The organism is Labrys miyagiensis (assembly GCF_030160835.1).
GTDB lineage: Bacteria > Pseudomonadota > Alphaproteobacteria > Rhizobiales > Labraceae > Labrys > Labrys miyagiensis.
Map to the genome: position 1 here is coordinate 40,585 of NZ_BSPC01000036.1, position 23,808 is coordinate 64,392.

25 protein-coding genes are annotated in these 23,808 nt (G+C 66.1%); 14 read left to right on the forward strand and 11 right to left on the reverse strand.

What is annotated here, in order from left to right:
* Positions 1-320 precede the first annotated feature (320 nt).
* Entirely contained in the window at positions 321-1,454 is a 1,134-nt protein-coding gene (locus QQL24_RS19500) for a serine hydrolase domain-containing protein (RefSeq protein ID WP_284313967.1), read from the reverse strand.
* 599 nt (positions 1,455-2,053) lie between these two features.
* Here QQL24_RS19500 and QQL24_RS19505 point away from each other — a divergent pair.
* A complete protein-coding gene (locus QQL24_RS19505) occupies positions 2,054-2,287 on the forward strand; it encodes a hypothetical protein (protein WP_284313968.1) in 234 nt (77 codons plus the stop codon).
* A 116-nt stretch (positions 2,288-2,403) separates the two neighbouring features.
* Here the strand turns inward: QQL24_RS19505 and QQL24_RS19510 are convergent, their stop codons facing one another.
* The 5 genes from QQL24_RS19510 to QQL24_RS19530 form a co-directional block, all read right to left on the reverse strand.
* Positions 2,404-2,823 (reverse strand): nuclear transport factor 2 family protein, encoded by a 420-nt coding sequence (locus QQL24_RS19510; RefSeq protein ID WP_284313969.1) that lies wholly within the window; start codon positions 2,821-2,823, stop codon positions 2,404-2,406.
* A complete protein-coding gene (locus tag QQL24_RS19515) occupies positions 2,816-3,700 on the reverse strand; it encodes a protein-L-isoaspartate O-methyltransferase family protein (RefSeq protein WP_284313970.1) in 885 nt (294 codons plus the stop codon). The genes QQL24_RS19510 and QQL24_RS19515 overlap by 8 nt, the downstream gene beginning before the upstream one ends.
* A gap of 137 nt (positions 3,701-3,837) precedes the next feature.
* Positions 3,838-4,716: a DMT family transporter gene (locus QQL24_RS19520; protein WP_284313971.1), complete on the reverse strand. Its 879-nt coding sequence runs from the start codon at positions 4,714-4,716 to the stop codon at positions 3,838-3,840.
* Positions 4,713-5,174: a YqfO family protein gene (locus tag QQL24_RS19525; RefSeq protein ID WP_284313972.1), complete on the reverse strand. Its 462-nt coding sequence runs from the start codon at positions 5,172-5,174 to the stop codon at positions 4,713-4,715. Before QQL24_RS19525 ends, QQL24_RS19520 begins: the two co-directional genes overlap by 4 nt.
* Before the next feature lie 255 nt (positions 5,175-5,429).
* On the reverse strand, positions 5,430-6,938 hold the full coding sequence (locus tag QQL24_RS19530; protein ID WP_284313973.1) for a winged helix-turn-helix domain-containing tetratricopeptide repeat protein: 1,509 nt from the start codon (positions 6,936-6,938) through the stop codon (positions 5,430-5,432).
* Positions 6,939-7,074: 136 nt separating this feature from the next.
* Between QQL24_RS19530 and QQL24_RS19535 the strand changes: the two genes are divergently transcribed.
* The 3 genes from QQL24_RS19535 to QQL24_RS19545 all read left to right on the forward strand — a co-directional run bounded on the left by QQL24_RS19535 (position 7,075) and on the right by QQL24_RS19545 (position 9,048).
* Entirely contained in the window at positions 7,075-7,314 is a 240-nt protein-coding gene (locus tag QQL24_RS19535; RefSeq protein ID WP_284313974.1) for a DUF1127 domain-containing protein, read from the forward strand.
* Between the two features lie 12 nt (positions 7,315-7,326).
* The gene (locus tag QQL24_RS19540; RefSeq protein ID WP_284313975.1) at positions 7,327-8,493 is read left to right on the forward strand and encodes an MFS transporter; all 1,167 of its coding nucleotides are present in this window, start codon (positions 7,327-7,329) and stop codon (positions 8,491-8,493) included.
* Between the two features lie 135 nt (positions 8,494-8,628).
* The gene (locus tag QQL24_RS19545; RefSeq protein ID WP_284313976.1) at positions 8,629-9,048 is read left to right on the forward strand and encodes a VOC family protein; all 420 of its coding nucleotides are present in this window, start codon (positions 8,629-8,631) and stop codon (positions 9,046-9,048) included.
* A gap of 6 nt (positions 9,049-9,054) precedes the next feature.
* Here QQL24_RS19545 and QQL24_RS19550 read toward each other — a convergent pair whose 3' ends face one another.
* The 3 genes from QQL24_RS19550 to QQL24_RS19560 all read right to left on the reverse strand — a co-directional run bounded on the left by QQL24_RS19550 (position 9,055) and on the right by QQL24_RS19560 (position 11,387).
* Complete coding sequence (locus QQL24_RS19550) at positions 9,055-9,525, reverse strand: DUF2127 domain-containing protein (protein ID WP_284313977.1); 471 nt, start codon at positions 9,523-9,525, stop codon at positions 9,055-9,057.
* A gap of 168 nt (positions 9,526-9,693) precedes the next feature.
* The gene (locus QQL24_RS19555; RefSeq protein ID WP_284313978.1) at positions 9,694-10,527 is read right to left on the reverse strand and encodes a PhzF family phenazine biosynthesis protein; all 834 of its coding nucleotides are present in this window, start codon (positions 10,525-10,527) and stop codon (positions 9,694-9,696) included.
* 260 nt (positions 10,528-10,787) lie between these two features.
* A complete protein-coding gene (locus tag QQL24_RS19560; protein WP_284313979.1) occupies positions 10,788-11,387 on the reverse strand; it encodes a LysE family translocator in 600 nt (199 codons plus the stop codon).
* 95 nt (positions 11,388-11,482) lie between these two features.
* On the opposite strand from QQL24_RS19560, the gene QQL24_RS19565 reads away from it, so the two are divergent.
* Positions 11,483-12,862: an aminotransferase-like domain-containing protein gene (locus QQL24_RS19565; RefSeq protein WP_284313980.1), complete on the forward strand. Its 1,380-nt coding sequence runs from the start codon at positions 11,483-11,485 to the stop codon at positions 12,860-12,862.
* Positions 12,863-12,940: 78 nt separating this feature from the next.
* Here the strand turns inward: QQL24_RS19565 and QQL24_RS19570 are convergent, their stop codons facing one another.
* Both QQL24_RS19570 and QQL24_RS19575 read right to left on the reverse strand, forming a co-directional pair.
* Positions 12,941-13,336, reverse strand: coding sequence for a VOC family protein (locus tag QQL24_RS19570; protein WP_284313993.1), 396 nt, complete (start codon positions 13,334-13,336; stop codon positions 12,941-12,943).
* Between the two features lie 233 nt (positions 13,337-13,569).
* Positions 13,570-13,920, reverse strand: coding sequence for a GFA family protein (locus QQL24_RS19575; protein ID WP_284313981.1), 351 nt, complete (start codon positions 13,918-13,920; stop codon positions 13,570-13,572).
* A gap of 99 nt (positions 13,921-14,019) precedes the next feature.
* Between QQL24_RS19575 and QQL24_RS19580 the strand changes: the two genes are divergently transcribed.
* From QQL24_RS19580 to QQL24_RS19620, 9 genes are all read left to right on the forward strand, one after another.
* Positions 14,020-14,481 carry a GNAT family N-acetyltransferase gene (locus tag QQL24_RS19580; protein WP_284313982.1) on the forward strand — a complete coding sequence of 154 codons (462 nt, stop codon included), beginning with the start codon at positions 14,020-14,022 and terminating at the stop codon, positions 14,479-14,481.
* Between the two features lie 72 nt (positions 14,482-14,553).
* The gene (hemC, locus tag QQL24_RS19585; protein ID WP_284313994.1) at positions 14,554-15,477 is read left to right on the forward strand and encodes a hydroxymethylbilane synthase; all 924 of its coding nucleotides are present in this window, start codon (positions 14,554-14,556) and stop codon (positions 15,475-15,477) included.
* Between the two features lie 317 nt (positions 15,478-15,794).
* Positions 15,795-16,496, forward strand: a complete 702-nt coding sequence (locus QQL24_RS19590) for a uroporphyrinogen-III synthase (protein WP_284313983.1) — start codon at positions 15,795-15,797, stop codon at positions 16,494-16,496.
* Positions 16,497-16,572: 76 nt separating this feature from the next.
* Positions 16,573-17,958 (forward strand): COG4223 family protein, encoded by a 1,386-nt coding sequence (locus tag QQL24_RS19595; protein WP_284313984.1) that lies wholly within the window; start codon positions 16,573-16,575, stop codon positions 17,956-17,958.
* A 7-nt stretch (positions 17,959-17,965) separates the two neighbouring features.
* Positions 17,966-19,561 (forward strand): heme biosynthesis protein HemY, encoded by a 1,596-nt coding sequence (locus QQL24_RS19600; protein ID WP_284313985.1) that lies wholly within the window; start codon positions 17,966-17,968, stop codon positions 19,559-19,561.
* 75 nt (positions 19,562-19,636) lie between these two features.
* Positions 19,637-20,803 carry an ATP-binding protein gene (locus tag QQL24_RS19605; protein ID WP_284313986.1) on the forward strand — a complete coding sequence of 389 codons (1,167 nt, stop codon included), beginning with the start codon at positions 19,637-19,639 and terminating at the stop codon, positions 20,801-20,803.
* Between the two features lie 83 nt (positions 20,804-20,886).
* The gene (locus tag QQL24_RS19610; protein ID WP_284313987.1) at positions 20,887-21,504 is read left to right on the forward strand and encodes a hypothetical protein; all 618 of its coding nucleotides are present in this window, start codon (positions 20,887-20,889) and stop codon (positions 21,502-21,504) included.
* Position 21,505: 1 nt separating this feature from the next.
* Entirely contained in the window at positions 21,506-21,952 is a 447-nt protein-coding gene (locus QQL24_RS19615; RefSeq protein WP_284313988.1) for a DsrE family protein, read from the forward strand.
* 145 nt (positions 21,953-22,097) lie between these two features.
* On the forward strand, positions 22,098-23,666 hold the full coding sequence (locus tag QQL24_RS19620; protein ID WP_284313989.1) for a Na+/H+ antiporter: 1,569 nt from the start codon (positions 22,098-22,100) through the stop codon (positions 23,664-23,666).
* Positions 23,667-23,808 lie beyond the last annotated feature (142 nt).

A 23,808-nucleotide genomic window follows, 5' to 3' on the forward strand; every position in this document is an offset into this window, starting at 1 on the left:
TTCGTCGGACAATCTCACTTGAAAAGGCGCCGATGATAGCCTTGCGTTTACAGGCAGAGATATGGGGCGTACAGGTCCAATTCAGACGTATCTTTGCGTAAATGCCTAATTGGTTCGAGGGATGCAGGCGCGCCAAAATGGTTAGAACTACCTTCTTCGGCGAAAGGACGAAAAAAGACGCATTCACATCTCCGCCTATTGAGGCCAGGGCTTCGTCCTGATGGCACGGTTGGGATGGGTGGAGGCTGAAACGCCGGCCTACCACCAACGCAGGCGGCTGTGCGACGTTCCCTCGGTGCCAGCGGCCTGCCGCGGGGGAGTTACGCATAGACGGCGTCCCGGACGGCGTCGGGGTAGGCGCCGTTCACCCCGGCCACGGCCGTGTTGGTGAAGGACACCACGGAAAGCTTCCTGACGGGATCGACGAACCAGGAATGACCATAGACGCCGCCCCACTGCCAGGTGCCGGGCGTATAGGGCAGCCCGGCGGCGGTGGGATCGCGGGAGATCGACCAGCCCAGGCTGAAGCCGCGCCCGGGAACGCCGGTATCGAAGCTGCCGATGGCATTCTCGCTGAGAAGACGCACACTGGCCGGCGACAGGATCGGGGCGCCACCCCGGCGCACGGCTTCGATGAAAGTGAGGAAGTCGCGTGCCGTGCCCACCATGCCACCACCGCCCGAAGGAAAGGAGGTGGGATCGAAGGCGCGGGGCGGGCAGAAATAGAGTATGCCATCCTTGCCTTGCACGGGCTGGATGTCGGCCATGCGGGTCGGGCGCGGCGTGCCGTCGGCATAGGCGGCGGCGAGGCGCTCCGGCTTGGTCGCCACGAATTCGGTGTCGGCGAGGCCCAGCGGCCCGGTGACGCGCTCGGCCACGATTTCGGGCAGGCTCTTGTCCGCTGCCTTTTCCATCAGGCCGCCGAGCACGTCGATCGCCACCGAGTAGCGCCAGGCGCTGCCTGGTGGGAAGGCGAGGGGCTGGGCGGCGATGCGCGCCAGGTTCTCCGCCATGCCGCGGCCCGGCATGTCCATGCCTTCGGAGATGCCGGCCGCGCGGTCATAACCATAGATCAGGCCGGAGGTGTGGGTAAGGAGATGGCGGATGGTGATCACGGACTCGCTGCCGTCGGCGAGTCGGGGGCGGAAATCCGGCAGGAAGCGCGTCACCGCATCCTCCAGCGCCAGCGTGCCGCTGTCCACGAGGGAAAGCGCCGCGGCGGCCACCATCGGCTTGGTCACCGAGGCCAGGCGGAAGACGGTATCCTCGGCCACGGGCTTGCCGGCCTCCCGGTCGGCATGGCCGGCAGTGCGGCGGTAGACGATCTCGCCGTGTTCGGCCACCAGGGCCATGGCCCCCACGATGCGCTCCTCGGCGATGGCCTTGTCGATGACGGCATCGAGGCGCCGCGCGCGGCTCTGCGAAGCAGCAGAGAGGGAGGATTGGCCGTGCATGGAAAGGCTCCGAGACGGGGGGCAGCGAACAATCGGCAAGAAGGCTGCGCGGTTCAAGCTCTATTTGCACCTGGCAGCGTATTCGCTGCGTGACCCGGTGCTGAAGAGTATCGCCAGGGCGTGCGAGCCGGCCGCAAAGACGGGCCGGCATCAACGGCACATGGGTCGGAGAGCCGGATTTGGTGGGGAATGGGAACAGAAACTCCTCCCAAAACCGCTTTGGAAAGAACAGCTTCAGAAGACAATGCGGCCGTGGATCATAAAAGATCGCCAGTCGGTGTTCCGATTTACTTCTGGATGTTGCATATTTGCTATATCACAAAAAATGTTGGATGGTACATGGAAGAGCAGCATGCGTGGTCGCTTTCATTATTGGAAAACTAAGGCGAGGCCATTTAGTTTAGACTTTCGAAGCAAACACCGAATACAGCAGTTCATGGAAGCGTGAACTGTCCAACGAAGGGTGATCTCGGTTGAGGGTGCCAGGTCGCCAAACGGAAAAGCCCCGCATCCGCGAGGCCCGGAGCAGGGCTGCCGCTCTGCGTCATGGTGGCGATGGCCGGCAATCCCGATGCGTTCTCAGAGGAATTGAGACCGACATGGTTGACAATATCGACGACCTGACGGGCGACGGTGGTGCTATCGAGGCTCCGGTCCTGACCAGCCTTCTGCGCCTGGCCTCTCCACCCTGCGGCGGCTTTGTCCTCGCCGAATTTCATTTCGACGGCAACACCGTGCTGAAGGTTCCGATCTCGTCCGAGGCGGCGGAGGCGCTGCACACCGCTCTCGGTATCTGGCTCGCCTCGGAAGGGCCGGAGGCGGTCAAGCATTAGGCCGGTCGCCGCAGCGCCTACCACTCCCCACCTGTCCTTGTTGCCAACCCTGGATTACGGCTCTCCTCGACGGCACGGCGAAGCGCGGTCTCGACAACTCCGACGGGCTGAGCTTTCTATCCCACTCCGACTTCCGGTGGGATCGGCGTACCCTGATGGAAGATCATCTGCCAGCGGCCGTTGGCCAGCGTCCAGATCGAGCTGCGGCGGCTGCGGAGATCAGCGGCGCCTTCGATCCGGCGGATGGTGACATAGGTGACGAGGGCGACAGCTTCCGACAGCGGCTTGATCTGGAAATCCTGGGCAAGGCGAGCGCCGGGCGGCTCGCTTGTTTCGGCTGCCAGCGCGGCGATCACCCCGGCCTTGTCGTAGACGGCTCCGGAACGGCCGAATTCGACGAAACCATCATGCAGCAGGGCGGCGAGCCCCGCCGCATCCGCCCGCAGGGCGGGGTCGAGCAACTGTCGCTCGAGGCTTTCGAGCAAGGCGACGGATGCGGGACCCTCATCCGGCGTCGCGGCGCAGGGGCTAGTCATAAGCGAGGCACCAGCCGGGAGCCTTCAGCCAGCAGCGCTCCCGAGGGATGGTATTGCTGCGATAAAGCTTGCGCACGCGCTTAACATTGCCTCTTCCGAGGGCCTCAGCCAGCGGCTTTTCCGAGGCGTCGTCGCGCGTGCCGACACAGGGGAAGATCGCCACCGGCGAGATCCATTCGGCGTCGTAATGCCCCTCCCGCCGCGTGATCAGGAACACCGCGCCGCGCTGGTGCATGTTGCTCCAGCCGTCCTCCGAGAAATTCAGATCGGTGGTCAGCGGCAGGACGAGGCGGCCGCCGGGTTTTAGCCGGTCGAGCCAGGCCTCGGCAGGGCGGGTGGCGCCGGCGTTGACATAGATGATATCGGCATCCTCGAAGGGGACGCTGCTGCCGTCGCCTTCGATCACACTGGCCTGCGGATAGGGCGCCAGGTTGGCGCGGGCCCGCGCCGCCAGGTCGGGATCATATTCGATGCCCGTCACCTTGCCGTCCGGGCCGGTGATATCGGCCATGATCGCGGTGTAGTAGCCGACGCCCGCGCCGACATGCACGATGTGCTCACCCGCCACCGGTGCGGCCCGGGCGAGGAGATAGAAATGCAGCGAGGGCTGGCCGTTGTTGATCCGGCGCTCGGGGACGATGCCGACGAGATCGTTGGTGTAGAGATAGACGGGATCGGCGCTCGGTGTCGGGGCATAGTTGCCCCAGTCCCGCGGAATCTGCCAGGGGCCCGGCCCGAGGAAATCCTCGCGCGGCACCGTGGCGAAGGCCCGCTCGACCGCCGGATTGTCGGCTCCGGCCACCGCCTTCACCTGCTTGGCGTAGGCGCGCCGAATGATCACGAGTTCTTCCGGCGTGGTGGCGTGAGCTGGTTTCACCTGGCTTTCCGATATTCATGCGGCCCCCGGCCCAACGCCCTTAATGTGAGCCGCCTGCGTGTTCTTTGCAACGCAGCGATTGGCGCCTGGTGACAAGCGGTGGCGACAGGGACGACAGCTTGGGCCGCACCCCGTACTCAGGGGCCGGCCGTCCCCGGGACGCTCCGCCGGGTGGCGCTCAGCAGGATGTGGGCGGCCACCGCCACGAAGACGATCAGGCCGCCGATGAGGGTGCCGGCGCCAGGCGTCTCGCCGAACATCAGCCAGACCCAGAGGGGCGCCAGCGGGGCGTCGAGCGAGCCGATCAGGGCTGTCTCGATCGGCGGCAGATAGCGGGCTCCGAGCGTGAAGAGGGTCAGGCCGAGGGCCGAGTTCACCAGGCCGAACAGGGCCAGCAGCCAAAGCTCATGCGCCGAGACGGCAAGGGGATTGCCCAGCGGCCAGCACACCAGTGCGCTCAGGAGGGCGGAGAGGCACGCCGCCTGCGTCACCGGAATGCCCTGATATTTGCGGGCGATCACCATCATCACCGCCATGGTCGATGTCATCGCGAAGGCGAGGAGATCGCCGAACAGACCGCCTTCGCGGCTCAGGCCCACCATCACGCAGACGCCCGCCAGCGCCGCCAGGCTGGCGAGGATGGCGCTGCCCGTCGGCCGCTCGCGCAGGGTGAACCAGGCGACGGCCGCGGCCACGATGGGAATGGTGGCGTAGATCACCGCGACATGGGCCACCGTGGTGTGGCGGAGCGAGGTGATGAACAGCACCATGCCGAGTGCCGAGACCAGGGCGAAGATCCAGGCCGGCCAGCCCATCGAGGCAAAGCCGCGCCAGGCCTTGCGGCCTTCCAGCCCCACGATCACCGCCCCGATGCCGATGCCGCCGAAAATGCCGCGCCAGGCCAGCAGGGTCCAGGTGTCGAGCGGGATCAGACGGGTGAAGAAGCCGGCCATGCTCCAGGCGATGGCGGAGCCCGTCACCAGCAGGAGGCCGAGGCGGTATTGCGCGGGGTTCATTCGGGCGCCGCGGGACTGGCGGCCTGCGCCCTTTTCCAGTCGCCCGTGCTGTTCCACCAGCGATGCGGATTGGCGCTGTCGTCGAGGCCCTTCGAGCGGCTGGCGAGGATGGGCTGCAGCCGGATCACCGGCTCCTGGTAGCTGTGGGCCTGGAACAGGGCTTCGACCACCGCGTCGATCAACGCCTGGTCGTCCGGCAGCTCGAAGGCAAGTTCCACCACGCCCGGGCGCTTGCGGACCGCCTGCTCCGGGCCGGCGGCAGCGCCCTCGAGCGGGCGATACCACTCGATGCCGCCAGCGGATTGATAGGCATTGGCGTCATACTTGCCCATGGCGAGAGGCGTGATGGCCGTCACCGTCGCCATCAGCCGCTCGAGGTCCTCGACGGGCGCCTGGACCGTGAGCAGCCACAGCCGCTCCATCCGCACCGAGCGCGTTTCAAAACCCTTTGTCCACATCCGATCGTCTCCCCGTCGTATTCTACACGACCATAAGGGAAGGTTGCTGACACCTGCTGTCAGCAATGGCGGCCGTCGCCTATAAGGCGCTCACTTTGCGGAGCCTGGTGCGGATTGGAGTGGCGATCTCCGATCGCCATTCTTGGAAACAGGGCGTTTTGTAGGAAGGGAAGATGGCGATCAGAGATCGCCACTCCGTGTTTGGCGCACCTCTGCCAGCAAAGTTAGCGCCGTGGGGGAGAAGACGCCGCCGCGTCACTCCGGAAGACCGGCCTTGCGGTAGCCATCAACGAAATGCGCAAGCGTCGCGGCGTCGCGGAAGGGCTCCGTCGTGGCCCAGTGGCGTGTCGTGAAATGCGGGTTGCCGACGAGGAACAGTTCGACCTCGGCGCGCGCCTCGTCGAGCCGGCCCAGTTGGGCGAGGCTTGCCGCCAGGAAACGGCGTGAGCTGGTACGATAGGTCTCGTCCCTGCGCAGTGTCTCGACCGCGGCTTCGTAGTCGCCGGCGGCATATAGCGCCTGGCCGAGCGCCAGATAGTACCAGCTTGCCGGAAACGGGTTCAGCCGGAACGCCTTGCGAATGTGCTCCAGGCCCTCCTCGACCCGCCCGGCCAGGACCGTGATGTCGGACAAGGCCGCCCAGGTGTCGGCCTCGTTCGGGTCGAGCTCGATCGCCTTGGCGAATTCCACATCCGCCTCGGCGAAGCGGCGCTCATAGGCAAGCAGGTAAGCCAGGACCCAGCGGCAGCCGGCATCGTCGGGATCGATCGCCACGGCTTTGTGCGCCAGTTCCAAGGCGACGCTACGGGTCGCTTCAGTGGGCCCGCCCCAATGCACCCATCCCATCCAGTGGTTCATGGCAAGCCAGCGATAGGGCTCGGCGTAATCAGGATCGAGCGAAACCGCGCGCGTGAGCATCAGATGCGCTTCCCGCGCGGTCAGCGGTGAATCGTCGAGCAGCTTGCGCGCCCGCATGCAGAGATCGTACGCCTCGAGGTTCTTGGGCCGATTGCGCGGTGGCGGCGCGCGCAGCCGGCCGAGCAGCGCCTCCACGATCTTGCCGGTCACCTCGTCCTGAACGGCAAAGATATCGTCCAGGCTGCGATCGAAACGTTCCGCCCACAGATGATCGCCACTCATCGCGTCGACCAATTGGGCGTTGATGCGCACGCGCCCCGCAACGCGTCTGGCGCTGCCCTCCAGCAGATAGCGCACGCCAAGGTCCTGGGCGATCCGGTGCACGTCCATCGCCTTGCCCTTGTAGGCAAAGGCCGAGTTGCGGGCGATGACGAACAGGCCGGAGATCCGGGACAGGTCGGTGATCAGGTCTTCGGTCAACCCATCCGCGAAGGCTTCCTGCTCGGCATCGTTGCTGACATTCACGAAGGGCAGCACGGCTATCGATGGTTTGCCGGGCAGCGGCAAAGGTTTTCGCTTGGCGCCGTCGAGCGGTTCGATGGCCCCCGTGAAGCGGTAGCCGACGCGTGGAACCGTGGCGATCCATTCACCGCTGTCGGCGGCCGGACCAAGGAGCTTGCGCAACTGCGCGATCTGGACGGTGAGGTTGCCTTCCTCGACGGCCGTATCAGGCCACGCCGCGTCCATCAAAGCGGCCTTGCCCAGGATTTCGCCGGGCCGTCCGACCAGCGCCGCAAGCAGCTTCAGCCCGCGATAGCCGATGGCAACGGGGACATCGTTCCGAAGGAGCGTTCCCGCATCGGAATCAAGCACGAACGGACCAAAGGCAAAGCGCGATCCCTGCATGGGGCGCATCTATAGCCCGTTTGGAAGTTTTGAGAACTATTTGGGAGGGCTTAATTACGACGCCGTTCGTATCCTGCAGAATTCAGCCTCTTTCCGGTCAAGGGCCTCCGGACCCTCGGATCCCATGGAGGTTGCCATGAACGATTGTCCCACACTTATGTCGGCGCCGCATCCGGCAGCCCGGCCGGCGGACCTGCCGCGTCGGCATTACAGCCTGGCGACCCTGCCAAGCCTTATCGCGATCTGGCGCGAGCGCATCCGCTTTCGCAGGGGACTTGAGGAGATGTGGAAGGCCAATCCCCACATGATCGAGGATATCGGCCTGAAGAGATGGCAGGCCGAGGCAGAGATCGCCAAGCCGTTCTGGCAGCCATAGGGTGAGGGCCGCATGATTGCCGAAAGCATGGCATCTCCGCGAGAGGATCGGATCCCCGGGGCCGCGATGGCGGGCATCATCGCGACCGTCACGGTGTTCGCGGTGGCACAGGGGCTGACCTATCCGCTGCTCAGTTTCATCCTGGAGCGGCAGGGGACGACGTCAGGCCTGATCGGCCTGTCGGCGGCGATGACGCCGCTGGGCTTCATTGTCTCCGCACCCCTCATTCCGGCGCTGGCGCGGCGCGTGGGCGGGGCGCGGCTTGCGATCCTGTGTTCGATCCTGGCCGCTCTCACTTTGATCGCGATTGCCGGAACGCAGGACATCAGGGTCTGGATGCCGCTGCGCTTCCTCCTCGGCTTCTTCGCCAATCCGCTTTACGTGGTCAGCGAAACCTGGCTGATCACGATCACGCCCGCGCCACGCCGGGGCCGCATCCTCGGCCTCTATTCATCGATCGTTTCGGCAGGCTTCGCCATCGGCCCGCTGTCGCTCGGCCTGGTCGGCACGCAGGGCTGGCCGCCCTTCATGATCGGCATCGCTGCCTTCCTTCTCTGCGGCCTGATCGTGCTCGCGGTCGTGCCGCGGCTGCCGAAGATGCCGCATGAAGGCCAGGCGACATCGGTCAGCGGCTTCTTCGCACGGGCGCCGCTCCTTTTGTTCGCGGTTTTCACCGCAGCCGCCCTCGAGCAGATCCTGCTTTCCCTGTTCGCGGTCTATGGCACAGCGCTCGGCAGCGACGAGGAGCGCATCGCTTCGCTCATCACCTGCTTCATCGCGGGCAATGCCGGGCTGCAGATCTTGCTCGGGCGCATGGCCGAACAGGTCGGCTCGAGGCGGATCCTGCTGTTCTGTGCCGTGGCTTCGCTGGCCGGCTGCCTGCTGCTGCCGTCGATCTTCAACGTGTGGCTGATCTGGCCGCTGGTTTTCGTCTGGGGCGGGGTGTCGTTCGGGCTTTACACCCTGTCGCTGATCCAGCTCGGCGAGCGTTTCACCGGCCAAGCCTTGATCGCCGGTAACGCGGCCTTCGCGCTCGTATGGGGCGTCGGCGGCATCGTGGGTTCGCCCGCGACAGGGTTGGCGATGCAACTGATCGGCTATCAGGGACTGCCAACGTGCCTTGGCCTGCTGTGCTGCGTCCTGGCGGTGTTTCTGATGGCGGAGAGACGGCGGGTCTGATCGAACCCTTGCCTCGCGCCGCGTCGATGGCATGCCGGGTTCCACCAGCGCAGGGATTTCCGCTACGGTAGAGGACGCCGCCGGCTAGACCAGATTATCAAGAGGCGGGTTGAGACCGGGCATTTTGGGGGAACCATGCTGAGCTACGTCGATTACGGCACCAACGACCTTGCGCGCGCCATCGCGTTCTACACCGCCGCGCTGACACCGCTCGGCATGGCGCGCTGCGTCACCAACGATCCGGAATGGGACAAAGTCTCAGCGGGCTGGGGCCTCTATGAGGATGATGGCCGCCGGGAACTCGCCTTCTGGATCGGCCTGCCCTTCGACCAGCGCAAGGCGAGCGTGGGCAATGGCAGCATGGTAGCCTTTCAGGCGCCTTCCTGGCAGGCCGTGGACGATTTCCACGCTGCCGCCCTCGCCCATGGCGGCATCAGCGACGGCGCACCGGGCCTGCGCCTGCATTACAGCCCCGACTTCTACGTCGCCTATGTGCGTGACCTCGACGGCAACAAGCTCGCCGCCGTCTGCCGGGGGTTTACGGCGCGGCAGTGACCGTCCTCAGGCAAGCTTATGCCGCACCAGGCGATATTCCCACCAGATCATCGCCATCACCACCACGTCGAAGGCCGTGAGGACGAGCAGGCCGATGCTGCCCGTGTAGGAATAGCGGTAGAGCTGGTAGAGGATGAACAGGCCGAGCACCACCAGCGAGGCCGGGTAGGACCAGGCCTTGCCGCGGAGCAGGCCGATGACCAGGAACACCTTCACCAGGCCATGGCTGAGCAGATAGAAGGCGTAGAAGTGCTTGCTCTGCAGCGAAAAGCCCTGCGCCCAGGCCTGGAGATGGCTGGCGAGGAAGTCATGCGGGTTCTCGGACAGTTCGTCCTGGGTCAGCGCCCTGACCAGGCGAGCAATCGTTTCCGTGCTGATCAGGGCAAGGGCGAGGCCGCCGATGCATTCGATCAGGGCGTGGGCGCCTTTCAGGAAGACGCTGACCAGGAAGGCGTGGTGGACTTGTTCTTCGTTCATGGAGAGCCGAAGCAGAGGGGGAGGCGCAGGCGTTCGCTTCGGCGGAGGCGCACCAAACACGGAGTGGCGGTCTCCGACCGCCATCTTCCTGGCCTGCGACCGTAGCGGTTCAAGATGGCGGTCAGAGACCGCCACTCCATTCCCGCGCGACCATAGCAAGGTTGCGGCCTACAACTCCAGCGTTCCCTCGATCAGAATCTGCGTGTTGCCGCCCACCAGCACCTTGTTCCCGACGGCGCTGACATAGACGCGCCCGACCCGGCCGATTTTGGTGCCCTGCGCCAGCACGATCGGCGCGCTCAGCCGGCCCTGGCCCTGCAGCCAATGGGCAAGGGCGGCGTTGAGCGAGCCGGTGATGGGATCCTCGCTCATGCCGCTGGAGGGCGCGAGCAGGCGAACTTCGTAGTCGCATTCTCCGCCGGGGGGATGGGCACCAATCACCCCGATCGGCTGGAAGGCCGGCCAGCGCACTTTGGCGGAATCAAGGGCCAGCACGTCCTCGGCACTCGCGAGCTCCAGCACGGGGCGGGGCGAGCCGTTGTTCAGCATCGCCGTGCGGAGAATGCGGCCGGGATCGACCGCCAGCGCCGCAGCGATGGTCTCCAGCGTCTCGGCCGGCATCGGCTCGATGGTGGTAGGCGGGGCCGTGAAGGCCGGCACCGCGCCGCCGACATCGATCTCGACGATACCGACCCCGCATTGCTGCCGCACGATCCCAGCCGTCGCCGGCTTGCCACCGGCGCGGAGCCAAGCGGCGCAACTGCCGAGGGTTGGATGGCCGGCGAAGGGCATCTCATAGGCCGGCGTGAAAATGCGCACCTTGTAGTCCGCGTCGGTATCATCAGGCGGCAGCAGGAAGGTGGTCTCGGCCAGGTTCGTCCAGGTGGCGAAGGCCTGCATCGCCTCGTCCGAGAGGCCGTCACTGTCGAGCACGACGGCAAGGCCATTGCCACGGGTGGAGACGGAGGTGAAGACATCACACTGGATGAAGCGTCGTTTCATGGGAGATTTCCGAGGATTTGGAGATGATGATTCATGCGTGGGCGCTTCCTTGAGTTTGAAGGGCGCCCTTGATCCTTCCCCGACTGCGGGGAAGGTGGCAGTGCGCAGCACTGACGGAAGGGGGAGAGCGACGCGACATCTGGCATTTCCCCTCCTGTCGCGCCACTCTACCCCACCCGTCCCGGCTGCGCCGGTCCACCCTCCCCGAAGTCGGGGAGGGATTCCCGTGCATTCTTCGGCAAGGTCGGCATTGGCACCCTTCACGCATGCATCAGCAAGGGATAGAGCGAAGCCACCAGGAGCAGCGCCATCCCGACATTGAAAAGGCGCAGATAGAGCGGCTGGCGCAACAGCCCGCGCAGCACCGTGCCGAAGCCGGCCCAGGCCGCGATGCAGGGCGCGTTGATGATCAGGTAGATCAGCGAGACGATGGCGATGTTGAGGAAATAGCCGTTCTGCGGCGTATAGGTCGCCACCGCGCCGATCGCCATGATCCAGGCCTTGGGGTTGATCCACTGAAAGGCCACCGCCTGCAGGAATCGCATCGGCCGGGCGGCAGCATCCCCGCCGCCGAGGCCGCCGGAGGTGGCGATCTTCCAGGCGAGGTAGAGCAGATAGAGCGCCCCGCCATAGCGCAGGACCGCGTGCAGCGGCGGGAACAGCACGAAGATGCTGCCGACGCCCAGCCCCACGGCGAGCACCATGGCAGAGAAGCCGAGGGCGACGCCGAGCAGATGCGGAATGGTCGGTCCAAAACCGAAATTGGCGCCAGAGACCAGCAGCATCGTATTGTTGGGTCCTGGGGTGATCGAGGTCACGAAGGCATAGGCCGTGAAGGCGAGCAGGAGTTCGGTGGTCATGCGCTGTACCGGCGGTTCGTTGCTTGCCGCGACTTTACCGATGTGACACTATCATCGCCATCGTTATAGCGTCACATGACACTTTGGAATTTTGCATGCGTCTCGCCTCACCCTGGAAGCCCCGCCTCGCCGAAGGCGCAGGCCTGCCCTATGAACGGCTGGTCGCCGCCCTGGCCGACGATATCGCCGCCGAAAACCTGGCGCATGGCGCCCGCCTGCCGCCCCATCGCGAGCTTGCCTACCGGCTCGGCATCGGGATCGGCACGGTCACCAAGGCCTATGCGGTGCTGGAGCGCCGCGGCCTGGTGCAGAGCGAGCGCGGTCGCGGCATGTTCGTGGCGGGGCTGGCGCCGCGCCCGGCGGAGGTGATCGACCTCAGCGTCAACCTGCCGCCCCAGGCGTTGAGCGACCGCCTGCTGGCTGCGACCCTGACCTCGCTGGCACGGCGGCTCGACGCCGGCACGTTCGGCTCCTATCTGCCGCCCGCCGGGCGCGACGACCATCGCGCTCTGCTCGCCCGCTGGCTGGCCGCCCAGAGGCTGGAGGCGGCGCCCGAACGGCTGCTGATCTGCCACGGCGCCCAGCATGCCATCGCGGTCGCCTTTGCCGCCGCCGCGCCGGCCGGTGGTGTGGTGCTGACCGAGGCCCTGACCTATCCCGGCGCCATCATGCTGGCGCGCCAGCGCGGCGATCGCCTCATCGGGCTCGATCTTGATGGGCAGGGGATGCGGCCCGACGCGCTGGAGAAAGCCCTGCGTTCGCCCGCCTGCGCCGAGGGCACGCGGCTCCTTTACGTGACGCCGTCGCTGCACAATCCCACCGCCGCAACCATGGGGGCTGCGCGGCGCGAGGAGATCGTGCGCCTCTGCCGTGCGCATGACGTCATCATCGTCGAGGACGACATCCATGCCATCCTGGTTGGGCCCGAACTGCTGCCGCTCGCCATGCTGGCGCCGGAGCGCACGCTGCATGTCAGCGGCCTCTCGAAGACGCTGAGCCCGGGCCTGCGCATCGGCTCGCTGGTGGTACCGCCCGCCTTCCTCGACCGCGCCCTCACGGCCCTGCGCGCCACCTGCACCATGGCCTCGCCGCTCGCCTGCCTGATCATGGAGCAATGGCTGACGGATGGCACCGCCCACTCCGTCGCCGCCTCGATCCGCACCGATGCGGCAAGGCGCATGCATCTCGCCCGCACCCTCCTGCGCCTCGATCATCGCGCCGATGCTCCGGGCTACCACCTCTGGCTGCCCATGCCGACAGCCCGCGCCGACTCTTTCGCCGGCGCCGCCATGGCCAAGGGCATCCGCGTCATGCCACCCCGCGCGCCGATGGTCGATACCAATGCGGCAGCAGGCGGCATCCGCCTCAGCCTCGGCGCACCCCCCTTCGACACGCTCCGCCAGAGCCTGACCACCCTCGCCGGGCTTCTGGGCGACGGGCCGGTGCAGAGCTATGGGGATTTGGCAGTGCTGTGAGGGGCGCGCCGCGTCCGCATGGCCGGGGCCACTACACTGTGACTGGCATTCCCCGCCTCAACTTTCCGGAGAATGTTTCTAGGCGGGTTTGAAGACGGCCTCGAGGTGATGCCCATCCGGATCGATCACGAACGCGGCGTAGTAATGCGGGCCATAATGCGCCCTGAGGCCGGGGGCGCCATTGTCTGTGCCGCCTAGTGCCAGGGCGGCCTGGTGAAAGCGCTGCACCGCTTCCTCGTCCGGTGCGGCAAAGGCAAGATGGAAGCCGGGGCCTGGCGGGCGCTGCCCCTCCGGCCGATGCTTGAGCGCCAGCTTGTCGCCGCCGCCGGCCTGACCGTAGCCGACCGCCTGGCCCGCTTCGCCCGGCCGGAGGTCTTCCCAGACACGCACATAGCCGAGCGGCGCGAGCACCCCGTCATAGAAGACGGCAGCATGCTCGATATCCGAGACGCCGAGGGAGATGTGGTGGAGCATGGTGAGGCCTCTTGCAGCAGGATTGTCCTTACGGAAGGGTGCCACCGCAGGGACACGGTCGCAACAGCGCAAGGCGTTCAGGGCCTCGATTGCGATCGAGGACGCCCGGATGGCGATCGAGGTCTCCGATCCCCAAGCCCTGCGCCATGAAAGGAGCCTCGTTCCCATTCCCCGAGCCCTTCGATGCGCCTTTTCAGCCTACGCAGGCTCCGCGAGCGGCGGGCCTGGCGAGCCTACACGCTGGCCCCGTCAAACATCTTGATCTCCAGCGCCTCGAGATTGGCTTCCGGCACGCAGCGCAGATTGATCGCGCGCATATCGGTGCCATCGGGTGCCGTAGCGGCGGAGAAGGCCTGGGTGCCGCAGGTTGTGCAGAAGCGATGCTCGATTCTGTGCTTGTTGAAGAAGTAGGATTTCAGCGCCTCTTGCCCGCTTGTCAGCTCGAACTGCGTGGCGGGCACGAAGGTCAGCAGCGAGCCCTTCCGCCGGCAGAAGGAACAATTGCAGCTCATCGCCTGCTTCGGCAGATCGGCATCCACGCTGAAAGTGACTTCGCCACAGTGACAGGCGCCTGAATAGGCCATTCGTATCCCTCCCTGAAGAATCCCAGGCTTGCAAGAGCGCGGTCATGATAGGAAGCGCTCCTGTTGCGTCAATGCGCCCTTGCTCCGGAGATGACGGCGATGCCCGAAGACTTTTTCATCCGCCCCGTCGAGCGCGCCGACCATGATCAATGGCTGCGCCTGTGGGAGGGCTACAATGTCTTCTATGGCCGGGTGGGGCCTGACGCGCTTGCTCCGGAAATCACGGCCTGCACATGGCAGCGTTTCTTCGACGGCTACGAGCCGGTTCATGCCCTGGTTGCCGAGCGCGAGGGGAGGCTGATCGGCCTCAGCCATTATCTCTTCCATCGCACCACGGTGGCCATCGGCCCGAACTGCTATCTGCAGGACCTGTTCACCGCCGAGGCCGCGCGCGGGCTCGGTGTCGGCCGGGCGCTGATCGAGGAAGTCTACCGCCGGGCCAGGGCCATGGGGGCGCCGCGCGTCTATTGGCAAACGCAGGAGAGCAACAGTGTGGCCCGCCAGCTTTACGACAAGGTGGCCGATCTTTCGGGCTTCATCGTGTATCGAAAGCAGCTTTGAGCCCTCGGACGCCCTTTGACTCGACCTATCCTCCGGCGCTAAGCAGCCTCAAACCATTCGGAAAGCAGCCGCATCGTGTCCATTCTGTTGCGCCTCGGGACGAGAGGCAGTCCGCTTGCGCTGGCGCAGGCGCGGGAGACCCAGGCCCTGCTGGCGCGGGCGCACGACATCGCGCCCGAGCGCATCGAGATCCGCGTGATCAAGACCTCGGGCGACATAATCCGCGACCGCCCGCTCTCCGAGGTCGGCGGCAAGGGCCTGTTTACCAGGGAGATCGAGCGCGCGCTCGCCGATGGCGAGATCGATATCGGCGTGCATTCGGCCAAGGACATGTCGACCCTCCTGCCGGACGGGCTGGTGCTCAGCGCCTTCCTGGAACGGGAGGACGTGCGCGATGCCCTGATCTCGCCGAAGGCTGCCTCCATCGCCGCCTTGCCGTTGGGCGCCGTCATCGGTACCGCGGCCTTGCGGCGCCAGGCCCAGGTGAAGCATCTCAGGCCCGATCTGAACACCATCCTGTTCCGCGGCAATGTCGAGACGCGCCTGCGCAAGATCGCCGAGGGCGAGGCCGATGCCACGTTGCTCGCCGTGGCCGGGCTGAAGCGGCTCGGCCTCCTCGATCATGCCACCGCCATCCTGAGCGAGGAGGATTTCCTGCCCGCCATCGGGCAGGGCGCCATCGGCCTGGAGACGCGGGCCGACGACGGCGAGACCGGCCGCCTCGTCGCCGGCATCGACCATCGCGAGACGCATCTTGCCCTCACGCTGGAGCGCGCCTTCCTCCGCGTGCTCGATGGCTCCTGCCGTACGCCCATTGCTGGGCACGCCAAAGTGGCGGGCGAGCGGATCAGCTTCCGCGGCCAGATCCTCAAGCCTGACGGCAGCGCCATGCACGAGGCCACCCGCAGCGGCGGCCTCGCCGAGGCGGAGGCGCTCGGGCGCTCGGCCGGCGAGGAGCTGCGCTCCGCGGGCGGGCCGGACTTCTTCGCGGGGTAGATGGTATGCCGATCTCCAGATCGGCACGGAAACGCTATACTTTAAGGAAAGTGCCGATTTGGAGGTCCATAGGCGCTAAAATAAGCCAAAAGGGCGCGGGAATCCCTCCCCGACTGCGGGGAGGGTGGACCGGCGAAGCCGGGACGGGTGGGGGAGAGTGGCGCGACAAGGCAGAAATAAGCAGCTGTCGCGCCGCTCTCCCCCTTCCGTCAGTGCTTCGCACTGACACCTTCCCCGCAGTCGGGGAAGGATCCAGGTCGCGCCCTCGGCATATCTTAGCGCCTATGGACCTGGAGGTCGGCCCACCAGGGAACCCCATGGCACGCGTTCTCGTCACAAGGCCGATCGAGGAGGCGCGGCAGACCGTGCTCGCCTTGGAACAGCGCGGCCACCGGGCGCTGATCGATCCCATGCTCGAGATCGTCTTCCGGGCCGATCCCCTGCCGGCGGGGCCTTTCGATGTGCTGATCGTCACCAGCGGCAATGCGCTCGCGGCCCTCAGACAGCGCCGGGAGTTCGAGGCCCTTGCCGCCACGCCGCTCGTCGCTGTCGGCAGGCGCACCGGCGCGGCGGCGCGGGCGATGGGCTTTGCCGAGGTCGAGACGCTCGGGCGCGATGTCACGAGCCTCGTCGCGCATGTCCGCGAGCGTTGGCGGGAACCCAGGCGCGCGCTCTATCTCGCCGGAGCGGACCGCAGCGGCGATCTTGCCACAGATCTTGCCGCATTTGATCATGATGTCACGCTATCAGTGGTTTATGAGGCGCATCAGGCCGTGCAGTTCCGGCCGGAGACCGCGTCTGCCTTCGCTGCCGGCGCTGTTGACGCGGTGCTGCATTATTCGGCCCGCACCGCCGACGCCTTCATCGCCTGCGCTGGCGGGGAGGCGGGAATGGCGCGGCTCGACGTGCGGCATCTATGCCTGTCGCGCAAGGTGGCGGAGGTGCTTCGCAGGGCCGGTGCGGCAAGGGTTGCCTTTGCGGCGCGGCCGGAGGAAGATGCCTTGCTTGCGCTGATTTGAACGGGATGCGCTCGGGATTTTTCGTGCTATAGGCAAGGCCGGATCGGGTCTCCTTGAGGTTTGCCAAGAGGTCTATATGGTACGAGAAGACGACACGGAAGGCAGGCTGCAAAGGCAGAAAAGCGCCGGCCTAGGCCCCGCAACGCTGGATTTGAACGCGACGGAAGTTGCGCACGAATCAAAGTCTTCCTCTACGGAGACTCCAGCGGAGCCGGCGGAACCCGGGATCGCTCCGCTCGACGCGAGCGCCCCCGTCGCCCAGAGCGGGGAAGGAGAGACGGTCAAGCCGCAGGAAACCGCCGCCGCGCCGCCGCCTCCGGAGCCGCCTGCCGCCGATCGATCCTCGTCCGAGATCCCTTCGCCCCAACTCGAGGCGTATGATCCGCCGCCACCGCCCCGCTCCAGCCTGCCGGTGGTGCTTGCCGCCGTGGTGGGCGGCATCATCGGCGGCGGCCTCGTGCTCGCCGCCGTAGCCTATGACCTGATCCCGCTTGGCCGGACCGGCGTCGGGGCCGAGGTCCTGGTTCCCCGTCTTACCGCGGCCGAACAGGACATCGCCTCCAACAAGGCGGCCATCGACCAGGCTCTCGGCAAGGTCGCGACCGTCGAGGTCGCGGCCAAGACGGCGCAGGACGCCGCCAACAATGCCCTGAACCTCGCCGGCGACGCGCAGAAGGCGGCGAGCGCAGCCAGCAGCGCCGGCAGCACGGCCAATGAGGCTCCTGCCGCCCCTCCCGCCACCGTACCCGACCTTTCCAGCATCACCGACCGGCTGGGCAAGAGCGATGCCGAGATCGCCGCCCTGACGGACCGCCTCGGCAAGGCGGAGACGGATGTCGCAACCCTGAACGATGCCATGCGCCAGGTCGGCACCGCCACCGGCAGCCTTTCCCAGCAGATCGCCGATCTCAAGACGGCCGTCGCCAACACCCCGGACAAGGCGGCCGCCTATGCCGTCGCGCTGTCGCAGCTCGGCGAAGCCGTCCGCAGCGGCAAGCCTTTCGCGGCCGAGCTCAATACTGCCAAGGCGCTGGGCGGCAATGCCGAGGCGCTGGCGCCGCTGGCCAGCCTCGCCCAGACCGGCACCCCCTCGGTGGAGGCGCTCGCCGGCAGCTATGAGGCGGTGAAGCCGCAGATCGTGGCGGCGCTGACGCCCAAGCCCGCCGATCCGCCGCCGGATGCCAGCATGCTCGACCGCCTCACCTCGAGCCTCAGTGGCATCGTCACCACCACGCCGGAGGGCGACGTGCCTGCCGGCGATCCGGGTTGGCCGGCCCAGAAGGTCGCCGATGCCCTGCACAAGGGCGACCTGCCCGGCGCCATCGCCGCCTTCAAGGCGATGCCCGAGGCCGCCCAGCAGGCGGGCGCCGCCTGGCTGTCCCAGGCCTCCGGCGCCGCCTCGGCCTTCGACCTGATCAAGGCGCAGACCAGCGCTGCCCTGCAAAAATTCACCGGCCAGTGAGGCCTCGATGATCCGCGTTGTTGTCACCGTCGTCATTTTCGCCCTGGTGGCCTACGGCCTCTATGTCCTGGCCGACCGGCCGGAGTCCGTCTCGCTCACCTTCAACCATGCCCAGCACAGCGTGAAGCTGGTCTGGGCCGTGGTGGCGCTGATCGTCATCGTCGCCCTCCTGATGATGATCATCGGGCTGGCGCGCTGGCTCTTGCGCTCGCCCGCCAATGTCACCGGCTATTTCCGCACCCGCCGCCGCTCCAGGGGTTTCAACGCCGTTACCCAGGGCATGATCGCTGTGGGTTCGGGCGATGTGCGCCGGGCGCAGAAACAGGCCAATGACGCCGAGCGCATCCTCGGCCGCGAGCCGCTCGCTTTGCTGCTGCGTGCGCAGGCTTCCCAGCTTTCGGGAGACCGCGCGGGCGCCGAGACGGCCTTCCGCGCCATGCTGAACGAGGCCGAGACCAAGCCACTCGGCCTGCGCGGCCTTTTCGTCGAGGCGCGGCGCCGGGGCGATGCCCATGCCGCGCGCCTCCTCGCCGCCGAGGCGGTGAAGACCTCGCCGAGCCTGCCCTGGGCCGGCACGGCGCTGCTCGAATTCCAGTCGGTCGAGAAGGATTGGGCCGGGGCGCTCGCCACCCTCGGCCGCAATGCCGACCATCGCCTGATCGACAAGGAGACGGCGAGGCGCCACCGCGCCGTGCTGCTCACCGCCCGCGCCATCGACCAGGCGGAGCGTGACCGCGCCGCTGCCAAGGCGAGTGCGCTGGAGGCCCTCAAGCTCGCTCCCGGCCTGGTGCCGGCGGCGGTGCTCGCCGCCAAGCTGCTCTCGGAAAGCAACGATATCCGCAAGGCGGCGCGCGTGCTCGAAACCGCCTGGCGTGTACAGCCGCATCCCGATCTTGCCGAGGCCTATATGAATGTCCGCCTCGGGGATTCGGCGCGCGACCGCTATGCCCGCGTCCAGCATCTGGCGGCGCTGATGGCCGGCAATCCAGAGGCATCGATCGCGCTCGCACGCGCGGCCCTCTCGGCCCGCGACTTCACGGTGGCGCGCTCCTCGCTGTCGCCGCTGCTCGCCTCCGGCGCCACCGAGCGTGTCTGCCTGCTGATGGCGGAGATCGAGGAGGCCGAGAACGGTGCCACTGGCAAGGTGCGCGAATGGCTCTCGCGCGCCCTGCGCGCGCCGCGCGATCCGGTCTGGACCGCCGATGGCGTGGTTTCCGATGTCTGGCTGCCGGTGTCGCCCGTCACGGGCCGTATCGACGCCTTCGAATGGAAGACGCCGGTGGAGCGCCTCGGCGCGCCCGTGATGTCCTATTCGGACGATGTGCTGGCCGATATCGACGAGCCGGAACAGCCCAAGCTCGTCGAGGCGCCCGCACCTGCACCCACCCCGGTGGCGCTGGAGACGCCCAAGGCGGCCGCAGCCGAGCCGGTGCCGATCGAGCCCGCCAAGGTCGAGGTGCTCAAGCCCGAGCCCCTGAAGCCGCCGCCCGGCCGCCGCCCGCCCCCGCCCATGCCGGTGGTGCCGTCCCACCCGGTGCCGGATGATCCGGGTACGGGCTCGGATGAGGCGAACCGCGTGGTGCGTTTCCCGATCAACGGGTAGGGGAATCGGGATCGCATCAGCATTTCGGACAAAATCATCCTTGCAAATCTGGAGCGCCACTCCGTAAATGCAAGGATGATTGAACGCCGAATAACGACTGAGCTCAATGAGCTGCTGGATACATATCCGGCCGTTGTCCTCACTGGACCGCGCCAGATAGGCAAGACGACGCTCGCGCTTTCGATCGCCGATGTGCGGCCGTCTATCTACCTCGATCTGGAATCTGATGCCGATCGGGCGAAGCTGGCAGACCCGGAACTCTATCTCGACCAATACGAAAATAAGTTGGTTATACTGGATGAAGTTCACCGGCTACCCGGCCTTTTCCAGAATTTACGAGGATTGATTGATCGCGGACGGCGCGCCGGCCGGCGAACAGGCCGATTTCTCTTGCTGGGTTCGGCATCGATCGATCTGTTGAAGCAGTCTGGTGAGACCCTTGCGGGACGCATTGCCTATCTTGAGATGCATCCAATCGACGGTTTTGAAGTTCCACAAAGCGACCTCACACGACTGTGGGCGCGAGGCGGCTTTCCCGACAGTTTTCTGGCCTCGAGCGATCGTGTAAGTCAGCGCTGGCGTCAGGACTTTATTCGCACTTACCTCGAGCGCGACATTCCTCAATTGGGCCCCCGCATTCCTGCCGAGACATTGCGTCGCTTTTGGACCATGCTGGCGCACTATCAATCCGGTCTCCTCAATGCAGCCGATTTCGGTCGATCGCTTGGTGTGGACGGCAAGACTATTGCATCCTATCTCGACTTACTGGTGGATCTTCTTCTTGTCCGCCGGCTCGAGCCTTGGCATGCCAATGTAAGTAAACGTCTCGTGAAATCGCCGCGCATCTACGTACGGGACAGCGGCATTACGCATACCTTGCTTGGGCTGGCCACGTTGGAGGAAATTCTGGGCCATCCGGTTGTGGGGGCCAGTTGGGAAGGTTTCGTGATCGAGAGCCTGCTTGCTGCTGCTCCCCCAGGCACACAAGGCAATTTCTATCGAACAGCGGCGGGGGCCGAAATCGATCTGGTCCTTATGCTGCCGGGCCAGAGGCTTTGGGCGATCGAAATCAAGCGCAGCCTCTCGCCAAAGGCCGAAAAAGGATTCTACCAAGCCTGTGAGGACATCCAGCCTGAGAAGCGTTTCGTCGTCTATCCCGGCTCGGAGCGCTTTCCATTGAGCGCGGGTACAGAAGTTGTGCCCTTGTCTGAGCTTGGGCAGGTTCTCAGCGGAACATCGTGACGGAGCCGTGTCCCACCACACAGACACACTCCCGCCGATATTGTAGAGTGCCCCAATGTGCATGATGCGGGCTGGAGGAGAGCATGAGATCCGCTTCGTCGGTCGCGACCCTGGCCGTCATTTTGGTTGGCGTAAGCCTGCCCGCCCACGCCGCCAGCGTCGAACAGAACCAGGCCTTCCAGAAGCAGATCTTCGGCCGCACCATCGCCAAGAACCGCATCCACGCCTGCTACAAGCGCGTCTACGACGCCCCACATCTCGCCAGCCATCCCCAGCAGAATGTGCGCACCATGACGCTGCTGGTCACCGGCAAGGGCGAGGATCCGGCCATGCCCACTTATGAGCTCGGCCTTGGCGTCACCTTCCGCAAAAGCGGCTCCCACTTCGAGACCTATGGCAGTTGCGGCACCATCGGCGACGGCACGCCCCAGGGCGGCAAGGCCAATGTCGTCAATTGCGGCGTCGATTGCGATGGCGGCTCCATCGACGTCACCCTCAAGAACGAGAAATCGGTGCTGGTCTCCATTCCCGAGGGCGCCCGCATCTGGAAGGCTGGCAACACCTCGGACGACGAGCATGACGAAAGCCGGCGCTTCGGTTCCGACGACAAGCTTTTCCGGCTCGACCGCACGCAATTGAGCGACTGTCTTTCCTTGACGGTAGATGACGACGAGAAACCGGAGTTGCGCAAGGGGCAGTGAGATGGATCGCAGGAGCGCGGTAAAATCAGTCCTCGTCGCCGGCACCGGCATGCTGGCCGCCGGCCTCGTGACGCAGGCCGAAGCGACGGAAACGCCGGTGCCGCGCGTGGTCTACCACCTCTCCGATCTCGACAAGGTCACTTTCGTGCTCGGCAATCTGCGCAACCATATCGACGGCATGGGCGGCCCGGACAAGGTGCAGCTTGCCGTCGTCGTCCACGGCCCGCCGCTGCGCGCCTTTCGCACCGATAGCGGCAATGACGATGTCAGGGACAAGGTGGCCGGGCTCATGAAGGAGGGCGTTGCCTTCCATGCCTGCATCCACACCATGGAGGGCATGAAGCTCACCCTCGCCGGCCTGCTGCCCGGCTTCGCCGTGGCGGAGAAAGGCGGCGTGGTCAAGCTCGCCGAGCTGCAGGGGCAGGGCTGGCTCTATCTGCGGCCGTAATTCCGGGTGCGCGGGCATCCTGCCCGTTCTTCCTTTTCCTCGGACGCACCGGTTCAAGAACGGGCAAGACGCCCGTGCACCCGGATCCCCTTGACGCCCCGCGCGGATTGCCCGATTCAACCTGAATGGTCGCATCGGGGGCGTGATGGAAACATTCGAGTGGATCATTCTCCTGCTGCTGGGGGCCGCCTTGCTGGCCACCTTCGCCCGCAAGCTCGGTGCGCCCTACCCGACCTTCCTCGCCATCGGCGGTGCCTGCCTCGCCTTCGTGCCGCAGACGCCGGAATGGGCGCTCGACCCCCATCTGGCGCTCACCCTGTTCGTGGCGCCCGTGCTGCTCGATGCCGCCTATGACACCTCGCTCCGGGACCTGCGCGACAATTGGGTGCCGGTCGCCAATCTCGTGGTGGTGGCCGTCGGCGTCACCACCGTGGCGGTGGCCCTGGTCGCACATTGGCTGGTGAAGGATATGCCCTGGGCGGTGGCGATCGCGCTCGGCGCCATCGTGGCCCCGCCCGATGCGGCGGCCGCCACGGCCATCGTGCGGCAGGTCAAGCTGCCACACCGGCTGATGAAGATTCTGGAAGGCGAGAGCCTGCTCAACGATGCCAGCGCGCTGCTGATCTACCGGCTCGCCGTGGTGGCCGTGGTTTCGGGCGGCTTTGCCGTCGGCGGCATCGGGCCGACCTTCCTGTTCAGCGTACTCGGCAGCGTCGTCGTCGGTGTCGGCTTCGCCTGGGTGTTTCCCCGTATCGTGTCCATGTTCGACGACGCGCCTACTTCCCTGATCATCCAGTTCGCCACCACCTTCGGGGTCTGGATCTTCGCCGAATATATCGGGCTCTCCGGCATCCTCACCATCGTCTGCTATGCCATGACGGTGGCCCGGCGCGGCGGCACCGCCATGTCGGCCAAGCTGCGCATTCCCGTCTATGCCGTGTGGGAGACGGTGGTGTTCGTGCTGAACGCCTTCGCCTTCGTGCTGATCGGCATGCAGCTGCGCCCGATCTGGGAGCGGCTCGACATGTCGCTGCGCTACGAATATTCGATCGCCGCCGCCGCCATCCTGCTCACCGTGATCATCGCGCGCTTTGGCTGGGTGATGACCTACAACACCGCCGTGCGGCTGAAGATCCGCCGCTTCGGCTTCCACCCGCCGCGGCCGATGGCGCGGCCGACGGTGCGCGGGGGCCTGGTGATCTCCTGGGCCGGCATGCGCGGCATCGTGACCCTGGCCGCCGCCTTCGCCCTGCCGGAGCATCTCCCCGACGGCGCGCCTTTCCCGTATCGCGACCTCATCCTGTTCACCGCCTTCTGCGTGGTATTCGGCACGCTGGTGATCCAGGGCCTGACGCTGAAGCCGCTAATCCGCTGGATGAACCTGCGCGACGGCGATCCTGTCGGCCAGGAGGTGAAATGGGCGCGCACCGAAGCCTATCGCGCCGCCATCGCCGAGATCCGCGACGAGGGTGACATGCAGGCCAAGCTGCTCTGCAAGGAATATAGCGCCGTGGTTGACCTAGCGGAGACGAGCCCGCTCCACAGCAATACCGGCGAGCTTCCCGGTAACGCCCTGCGACGCCGCGCCATCGCCGCAGCCCGCCGCAAGATGAACGAGCTGCGCTTCGACGGGGCGATCGGCGACGACGCCTTTCACGTGCTGGAGGAGGAATTCGACTGGGCGGAACTGAGCGCTGGGGCAGCAAGGGTGTAGGGGGCTGCTTTTGACCCGAAGCGGAACGTTGGGCGTCCGCTTTCGGGGCATGTTTTTCGACTTGGCTGAAGGACTGATGTGGGGTCGATGAACGAACCCGCTGCGCGGGAGGGCGCCTGCGGTTAAGATAGAGATCAATAAC

Excerpts from the sequence above, each read along its gene's own strand:
- QQL24_RS19500 (WP_284313967.1), bottom strand. The coding sequence starts at position 1,454 with ATGCACGGCCAATCCTCCCTCTCTGCTGCTTCGCAGAGCCGCGCGCGG.
- QQL24_RS19505 (WP_284313968.1), top strand. The coding sequence starts at position 2,054 with ATGGTTGACAATATCGACGACCTGACGGGCGACGGTGGTGCTATCGAG.
- QQL24_RS19510 (WP_284313969.1), bottom strand. The coding sequence starts at position 2,823 with ATGACTAGCCCCTGCGCCGCGACGCCGGATGAGGGTCCCGCATCCGTC.
- QQL24_RS19520 (WP_284313971.1), bottom strand. The coding sequence starts at position 4,716 with ATGAACCCCGCGCAATACCGCCTCGGCCTCCTGCTGGTGACGGGCTCC.
- QQL24_RS19525 (WP_284313972.1), bottom strand. The coding sequence starts at position 5,174 with ATGTGGACAAAGGGTTTTGAAACGCGCTCGGTGCGGATGGAGCGGCTG.
- QQL24_RS19530 (WP_284313973.1), bottom strand. The coding sequence starts at position 6,938 with ATGCAGGGATCGCGCTTTGCCTTTGGTCCGTTCGTGCTTGATTCCGAT.
- QQL24_RS19535 (WP_284313974.1), top strand. The coding sequence starts at position 7,075 with ATGAACGATTGTCCCACACTTATGTCGGCGCCGCATCCGGCAGCCCGG.
- QQL24_RS19540 (WP_284313975.1), top strand. The coding sequence starts at position 7,327 with ATGATTGCCGAAAGCATGGCATCTCCGCGAGAGGATCGGATCCCCGGG.
- QQL24_RS19545 (WP_284313976.1), top strand. The coding sequence starts at position 8,629 with ATGCTGAGCTACGTCGATTACGGCACCAACGACCTTGCGCGCGCCATC.
- QQL24_RS19550 (WP_284313977.1), bottom strand. The coding sequence starts at position 9,525 with ATGAACGAAGAACAAGTCCACCACGCCTTCCTGGTCAGCGTCTTCCTG.
- QQL24_RS19555 (WP_284313978.1), bottom strand. The coding sequence starts at position 10,527 with ATGAAACGACGCTTCATCCAGTGTGATGTCTTCACCTCCGTCTCCACC.
- QQL24_RS19560 (WP_284313979.1), bottom strand. The coding sequence starts at position 11,387 with ATGACCACCGAACTCCTGCTCGCCTTCACGGCCTATGCCTTCGTGACC.
- QQL24_RS19565 (WP_284313980.1), top strand. The coding sequence starts at position 11,483 with ATGCGTCTCGCCTCACCCTGGAAGCCCCGCCTCGCCGAAGGCGCAGGC.
- QQL24_RS19570 (WP_284313993.1), bottom strand. The coding sequence starts at position 13,336 with ATGCTCCACCACATCTCCCTCGGCGTCTCGGATATCGAGCATGCTGCC.
- QQL24_RS19575 (WP_284313981.1), bottom strand. The coding sequence starts at position 13,920 with ATGGCCTATTCAGGCGCCTGTCACTGTGGCGAAGTCACTTTCAGCGTG.
- QQL24_RS19580 (WP_284313982.1), top strand. The coding sequence starts at position 14,020 with ATGCCCGAAGACTTTTTCATCCGCCCCGTCGAGCGCGCCGACCATGAT.
- QQL24_RS19590 (WP_284313983.1), top strand. The coding sequence starts at position 15,795 with ATGGCACGCGTTCTCGTCACAAGGCCGATCGAGGAGGCGCGGCAGACC.
- QQL24_RS19595 (WP_284313984.1), top strand. The coding sequence starts at position 16,573 with ATGGTACGAGAAGACGACACGGAAGGCAGGCTGCAAAGGCAGAAAAGC.
- QQL24_RS19600 (WP_284313985.1), top strand. The coding sequence starts at position 17,966 with ATGATCCGCGTTGTTGTCACCGTCGTCATTTTCGCCCTGGTGGCCTAC.
- QQL24_RS19605 (WP_284313986.1), top strand. The coding sequence starts at position 19,637 with ATGATTGAACGCCGAATAACGACTGAGCTCAATGAGCTGCTGGATACA.
- QQL24_RS19610 (WP_284313987.1), top strand. The coding sequence starts at position 20,887 with ATGAGATCCGCTTCGTCGGTCGCGACCCTGGCCGTCATTTTGGTTGGC.
- QQL24_RS19615 (WP_284313988.1), top strand. The coding sequence starts at position 21,506 with ATGGATCGCAGGAGCGCGGTAAAATCAGTCCTCGTCGCCGGCACCGGC.
- QQL24_RS19620 (WP_284313989.1), top strand. The coding sequence starts at position 22,098 with ATGGAAACATTCGAGTGGATCATTCTCCTGCTGCTGGGGGCCGCCTTG.